Genomic DNA, 6,566 nt, shown 5'->3' on the forward strand with positions numbered 1-6,566 from the left:
GACAAATACATCGTCGACCGCAGCGGTGCCGAAAACCTGTGGGAGCCCGGTCTTCGGGCGAGTCGAGTGCTCGCCCAAGCCCTATTCGCCCGCGGCGCGAGCTCCTGTAAACGGCGATACATCCACCGATGGTGGCACAGTGATAGGTACCTAATCCACGAATAGAGGCATAAATAGAGACATGAATGAACCTATATTCAGGCCAGGTTTATATTTCCACGAACCGGTTTAATGCGATCGCCTGTTAGAGCTCGTATTTAACGCCAAGGCACCGGTATCGCGTCACTCACGACTTTACGCGACGTTATTTCAATTCATCGTTTTCCGCCCCGTGCCGAAAACGCCCTCTGGCAGCCAACACACTGTAAAAAATGTCCAATAAAAAGGGCGATGAATTCACTCATCGCCTTTTAAGTTTAGCCACTAGCGCTGCACATCCACCCGGTCAAGCGTGACCCGGTCAAACGTGACCCTTTCCAAACGTGAGCAGAGGACGGGTCCAATAGGGATCAGGCCGCATCCAGCCGCTGGCTGATGTAGCGGATACTCTGTTCCAGCGCGACCATGGGTTCGGCCAGCTCGGTGATCTCGCTCGAGAAAGGTTCGAAGGAGATGTAGCCGGTGTAGCCACCCTCAAGCAGCGCCCTGATCTGGCCGACGTTGCCAAGACGGTCTTTGGGCCCCACCAGTACACGGTGGGCATCCAGCATGTCATCAAAAGAAATGGCCGGATCTTCCACCCCGGAGATGTGCACCAGACCGGTATTCTGAGGGAAGAATTCGGTTTCACCTGCGCCCTGATGATGGAAGGTATCATGCACCAGGCCAAAACGATCTTCTGCGTTCAACTCCTTGATCGCGGCAACCGCTTGCTGCTTCAGGCGCAGCGATGAAATCGGGAAGCCCAGCGGTTCGACAAACCCCTTGAGGTTGTACTTTTCCAGAATCGGCTTGATTCCGGCGAGGGCCTCGCGCAGGCCTGCGCTTTTTTCCTCTGCTGTTGCGCAGTAACTAGCGTCGTTCAGCGGGCACATGACCAGGCCCTTTGCACCGCAGGCGCTGGCCAGCTGTGCCAGTTTCTCGGCCGCCTCAGCGCGCTCCTCATTCCATATATTGAATGGATAAAGCGCATTGATACTGAGAATTTCAATATCCAGTTCCTGGGCCCGAGCGCCAATGGCACGGGCGTTTTCCAGTTCCGTCACACTGTTCTGCTGTACATCATTGCGCAGTTCGACCGCTTTCAGGCCCAGCGATTTGGCAGCGTCCAACAGTTCGAACGCAGTCATGGACGGAGCGACCATGTGATTGAGGGAAAATTTTACTGGCTGCATGACTCATGTCCTGGCTAGATTTCTCCCTCGGTTCCGGGCCGGGACCGAGGGAGAACAGGGATTAATGGAAAATTGGCGTGACGGTTCAGTTATAAAATGCCGGACGCTCGACCATCACCACGGCTTCAACCTGCCCGCTTTCCTGCGCCGCTACAGCGGCATCGGCAGCAACGGCGGCGGCGTAACCATCCCAGGAGCTGGGTCCGCCAACGGCGTCGTTCTCGCAGCCGCGAATGAAATCCTGCAGCTCGATATCGTAGGACTCGATAAAGCGGTCTTTCCAGTCCATCAGCACTTCGTTGTAGAGCTTGGCGCCCTTGCGCATCAGCAGGCTCTGGGGTTCCGGCAGGTTGGCAATGCCTTCTTCGCCCACCACCGAGCACTGAATATCGTAGCCATACTGGCAGTTGACGAAGATTTCCAGGTCGATACGCACCCCCTTGAGGGTTTCGATCAGCAGAATCTGCGGGTCAGCCAGGTGCTCGAAACGGTTCTTGGTGCGCCTTGGGTAGACCACCTGCATCGACTTGTAATCGTCATCCAGCAGCCAGCGCAGTGCGTCCAGCTCATGGATGGCGGTATCGACAATTGCCATGCTGGTCACGTAACGATCCGGCACGGTCGGGTTGCGGTGCGCGCAGTGCATCATCAGCGGCTCGCCGATTTCATTGCTGTCGATGGCCTGCTTGAGCATCTGGTAGCCCTTGTCATAACGACGCATAAAGCCCACCTGCACCAGGCGCTTGCCAGCAGCGACTTCAGCCTTGACGATGTTCAGGCAGCCTTCGGCGGTCACAGCCAGCGGCTTTTCGCAGAACACATATTTGCCGGCGGCAACGGCAGCCAGCACGAACTCTTCATGGGTCGGCCCCCAGGAACAGACCAGGATGGCGTCCACATCGCTCGCCTTGATAAGGTCCAGGCCACTTTCATACACTTTGGCATCCAATCCCAGACGATCGACCACCGCGCGGGCCTGCTCCTGGTTGACGTCGTTTACGGCGACGATTTTGCCACCCGACAGGGTCTGAGTGATTCTGCGGGCGTGGTCTTCACCAATTGCACCCGTGCCAATTACACCGATATTAATAGTCATGCTTCAGTCGCCATTATTGAGTTATTGATATTGTTTTTTAACCGCACGGATACGCCTGACTTCGGATCCGTGCGGGCATAACAGGAGGAACTTGGGTTTTACTTGAAATACTTGTCCACGTAGCGCTGCATTTCGTCGCGCATGAAGCGCGATGACGCTTCTGCGCGTTCTTCCCAGGCAAATACGCAGCTGGACAGCACGCCATCAAAGCCGATTTCAGCCAGGGTGCTGAAGAACACATCCCAGTCGATCTCGCCTTCGCCCATATCCAGATGCTGATGCACCCGTGCCTGCGAGCCCGGCGGATTGACGATGTAACGCAGGTTGGACGATGCCTTGTGATTGAAGGTGTCGGCGACACGGGCATGTACCAGAATATCCTTGGTGGAACGGATGGTCTGAGCCAGGTCATCGCCGTAGTAGAACGAATGCGGTGCAATGTACGAGCATTTCACGGCCTCGGAATTAATGGTCTTGATGATCTCGACCGCAGGGTCCATGGTTTCAACCCAGTCTTCCGGATGCGGCTCGACACTCAGTGTCAGGCCTTCACGTTCCAGAATGGGCACCAGCACATCCATGGAACGCCAGAACGCGTTTTCACAGGCTTCGGGCGTGTGGCGACCCTCGCGGTCAGCGGCAGAGCGCTCGGGGGAAGCACCGCGACCGAACTCGGAAATCAGCAACGGGGCGTCCATTTCAACGGCGATCTCGATGGTGCGTTTCCAGTTATCCATCGCCACTTCCCACTCATCCTGATAGGGGCTGGACCAGCGGTACATCGGCTGCAGCGTTGCCAGACCCACACCGTGATCCTTCATGGCTTTCTTTAACGACTGGATGCGCTCGGGATACACACGCGGGCGGGTCCACCACTGCAGAAAGTCCGCCCGTGGCGACAGCTCGATATGCTCGTAGCCCAGCTCAGCGGTCAGGCGGCAAATCTCGGGCAGCGACAGGTGACGGTGCATGTAAGGATCAAGGGCGATTTTCATATTATTTTACCTATCAGCTTTGTGACCCGGCCTGAAACCCGCACCTTCTCAATGCGGGCTACCTGCAACAAGCCAAACGGAACAAACATGTCAGTCACTATACTATTTAGAATATTTATTTCAATTGGTGTCGGCTGAAAAAATGTCTGAATTTCTGTCAACGCAATGAAAGACTTTCACTCACTGACAGGTTTTTCCCTGGCAAGACACTGAGAAGGAGCTTTAATCCCCGCAGAACATGAGAATGCAATTTTGACAGAAACTTTCATTTCTTTCATGATGAGGACCGAAATCAGCACAATCACGGTCACAACCACCATGTCCAGCCGCCCCACCATCACCGCTGTTGCAAAGGCCGCAGGCCTGAGTGTTTCTACTGTAGACCGCGTGCTGAATAACCGCGCCCCGGTCAAAGACCAAACCGCACAACGCGTGCTGGAGGCCGCCAAAGCCACGGGCTACCCGGTCGACACTGTGCGCACCACGGATACCAGCGAACTCCGCCAAGCGCGCTCATACAGCCTCGGCTTCCTGCTGCAAAGCGAGCAACAGCCGTTCTATAAAGAGTTGCACCAGCAACTGGAACAGGCCGTGCATAACCGCAGCACACTGCAGCCACAGCTGCTCGAGGGTGCCCAGTTTGCATTTATTGACGATGCCAGCCCAAACGCCATTGCCCACCAGATCGAACGGCTGGCGGCAACATGCGATGCGCTGGCACTGGTCTGCTATGAACACCCCGCTATTCTGCAGGCTATCGAACAAGCCGAAGCCCGCGGTGTAGCCGTGGTCGCACTCCTGTCGCCACTGGGTACAGACCCCAGGCGTCCGTATATAGGTCTTGATAACCGCAAGGTCGGGCGTAGCGCCGGCTGGGCCATGGCACACCTGGTAAAGCAGGCTGGCAAGGTTGGCATCTTTGTCGGCAGCCATCGCTTTGTGGGCCATGAATTGCGTGAAATGGGCTTTCGTTCGTACTGCCGCGAACATGCCCCGCAGATCGAGGTGCTTGAGCACCTGGTGAGCCTGGACGATGCCCAGATCGCCTATCGCGGTACTCAGACACTGATCAGTCAGCACCCAGACCTTCGTGGCCTCTATGTGGCGAGCGGTGGCATGGAAGGCGTGATACGGGCACTCCGGGAAGCGCAGCTGGCCCAGTCCCCGTGTGTCATCACTCAGGAAATGACGCCCGACGCCCGTCAGGCGCTGATCGACGGCGTTGTCACCCTGGTCGTGGCAACACCACTGCGCCAGCTTGCCGGCGATACCATTACCCAGATGATCGCGACGCTGCAGCAGCGGGAGAATAGCCCTGTATCGCCTTCTGTAATGCCCCCGTCCCTGCCCTTCATTCTATACAACGCGGAAAATTGCTGATCTTTTCGACGCCGGCCGGAGCGTATAAATACCTGTTTTTAATGGGATTAAGCAGCTTTCAATACGGGAATGGAATGTCTGGAACAACAAATACAGAATATTTATTCCATTAACACTACCATTCAGAATATAAATTTCATAGAATCAGGGTGTGTTCGAGGCCGCAGGCACGGCACAAGACACTCGCTGTTGCATGATACGAGGGTCAGGGATGAGACGATCGAAGACTCATTCCTCAAGGCTCAGGCAAACAGCAGGGTCGTAGTGAGACGGTCTTGAACGATAAAAAATATAAATGAACAGCTGGAACGAATATTCCAATTCACCCCAAGCTAACGTTCAATCAGGAGAAAGTCATGATCAGCACCAAGAAAGCACTGCTTTGCGCCGCACTCACAGCCATTATCGCCTCCCCGATGGCTATGGCGGATAGCCTGAAGATCGGCGTATCCATGGCACTGTTTGACGATAACTTCCTTACTTCGCTGCGCAACGGTATCGAGAAAAAATCGGAAGAAGAAGGTGTCGAGGTTCAGATCGAAGACGCCAAGAACGAAGTCGGTACCCAGCTCAACCAGATTCAGAATTTCATCGCTTCCGGGGTCGATGCCATCATCGTCAACCCAGTCGACACCGACGCCACGGTTTCCATGAGCGACGACGCTCTCGCCGCCGGCATTCCGCTGATCTACGTCAACCGCCAGCCCATCAACATCGACACCCTACCCGATAATCAGGCCTTTGTTGCCTCAAATGAAGTCGAGTCCGGCACCTACCAGACCCAGGAAGTGTGCCGCCTGATGAACGGCAAGGGCAAGGTTCTGGTCATGATGGGCGAGCTGTCCAACCAGGCCGCCATTCAGCGTACCAAAGACATCCACGATGTGATCGCCACGCCGGAATGTTCCGGCCTTGAAGTCGTCGCCGAGCAGACCGCCGAATGGGATCGCACCAAGGGTAACAACCTGATGACAAACTGGATTGCCGCCGGCACCGAGTTTGATGCGGTCATCGCCAACAATGATGAAATGGCCATTGGCGCCATTCAGGCACTGAAAGCGTCCGGCCGCAGCATGGACTCAGTCATCGTCGCCGGTATTGATGCCACCGCCGATGCACTGGCCGCCATGAAAGCCGGCGACCTGGATGTCACTGTGTATCAGAGCGCCACCGGCCAGGGTGCGGGTGCTGTGAATACCGCTATCCGGCTGGCCAAGGGCGAAAAAACCGACAAGAAAATATGGGTACCGTTTGAACTGGTCACCCCGGAAAACCTGAACAACTACCTGAAATAACAACAATCGTTCCAGTACATCTGGCAGCACAGAGAGGTTAGGATATGGTTAGCCCATCACAGCTAGATGCGGTGTCACCCCAAAGCGTCATGCCGCATACAAAACCGTACGAGTACGTGCTTGAAGTCGTCAACGCGCGCAAGGAGTTTCCCGGCGTAGTGGCATTGGACGACGTCTCGCTGCGTGTGCGCCCGGGCACTGTACATGCTCTGATGGGTGAAAACGGTGCCGGCAAATCAACCCTGATGAAAATCATTGCCGGCATCTACCACCCCGACGCCGGTGAAATCCGGCTGCGCGGTGAAGCCGTACACCTGGCCACCCCGCTGGCGGCACAGGAAGCCGGTATCGCCATGATTCATCAGGAGCTTTTGCTGATGAATTCCATGACGGTGGCGGAAAACATCTGGATTCGGCGCGAACCCCACAACGCCTTCGGGCTGGTGGATCACGCCAAGATGCACCG

The 6,566-nt window shown here is 55.8% G+C and carries 6 protein-coding genes; 3 read left to right on the plus strand and 3 right to left on the minus strand.

Translation table 11 applies throughout. The features are described 5' to 3' along the window. Positions 1–509: 509 nt before the first annotated feature. The 3 genes from F451_RS0121160 to F451_RS0121170 form a co-directional block, all read right to left on the minus strand. Positions 510–1,334, minus strand: a complete 825-nt coding sequence (locus F451_RS0121160) for a TIM barrel protein (protein ID WP_020683419.1) — start codon at positions 1,332–1,334, stop codon at positions 510–512. A gap of 85 nt (positions 1,335–1,419) precedes the next feature. Further along, positions 1,420–2,430, minus strand: coding sequence for a bifunctional inositol 2-dehydrogenase/D-chiro-inositol 1-dehydrogenase (gene iolG / locus F451_RS0121165; protein ID WP_020683420.1), 1,011 nt, complete (start codon positions 2,428–2,430; stop codon positions 1,420–1,422). Positions 2,431–2,528: 98 nt separating this feature from the next. Beyond that, positions 2,529–3,425, minus strand: coding sequence for a sugar phosphate isomerase/epimerase family protein (locus tag F451_RS0121170; RefSeq protein ID WP_020683421.1), 897 nt, complete (start codon positions 3,423–3,425; stop codon positions 2,529–2,531). Between the two features lie 318 nt (positions 3,426–3,743). On the opposite strand from F451_RS0121170, the gene F451_RS0121175 reads away from it, so the two are divergent. The 3 genes from F451_RS0121175 to F451_RS26210 all read left to right on the plus strand — a co-directional run. Beyond that, positions 3,744–4,805: a LacI family DNA-binding transcriptional regulator gene (locus F451_RS0121175; protein ID WP_026291948.1), complete on the plus strand. Its 1,062-nt coding sequence runs from the start codon at positions 3,744–3,746 to the stop codon at positions 4,803–4,805. A gap of 356 nt (positions 4,806–5,161) precedes the next feature. Beyond that, a complete protein-coding gene (locus F451_RS0121180) occupies positions 5,162–6,100 on the plus strand; it encodes a sugar ABC transporter substrate-binding protein (protein WP_020683423.1) in 939 nt (312 codons plus the stop codon). 44 nt (positions 6,101–6,144) lie between these two features. Next, on the plus strand, positions 6,145–6,566 hold a 422-nt coding region (locus F451_RS26210), incomplete at its 3' end, for an ATP-binding cassette domain-containing protein (RefSeq protein WP_156826584.1).

Source organism: Marinobacterium rhizophilum DSM 18822 (assembly GCF_000378045.1).
Taxonomy (GTDB): Bacteria; Pseudomonadota; Gammaproteobacteria; order Pseudomonadales; family Balneatricaceae; genus Marinobacterium_A; species Marinobacterium_A rhizophilum.

Excerpts from the sequence above, each read along its gene's own strand:
- F451_RS0121160 (WP_020683419.1), bottom strand. The coding sequence starts at position 1,334 with ATGCAGCCAGTAAAATTTTCCCTCAATCACATGGTCGCTCCGTCCATG.
- iolG (WP_020683420.1), bottom strand. The coding sequence starts at position 2,430 with ATGACTATTAATATCGGTGTAATTGGCACGGGTGCAATTGGTGAAGAC.
- F451_RS0121170 (WP_020683421.1), bottom strand. The coding sequence starts at position 3,425 with ATGAAAATCGCCCTTGATCCTTACATGCACCGTCACCTGTCGCTGCCC.
- F451_RS0121175 (WP_026291948.1), top strand. The coding sequence starts at position 3,744 with ATGTCCAGCCGCCCCACCATCACCGCTGTTGCAAAGGCCGCAGGCCTG.
- F451_RS0121180 (WP_020683423.1), top strand. The coding sequence starts at position 5,162 with ATGATCAGCACCAAGAAAGCACTGCTTTGCGCCGCACTCACAGCCATT.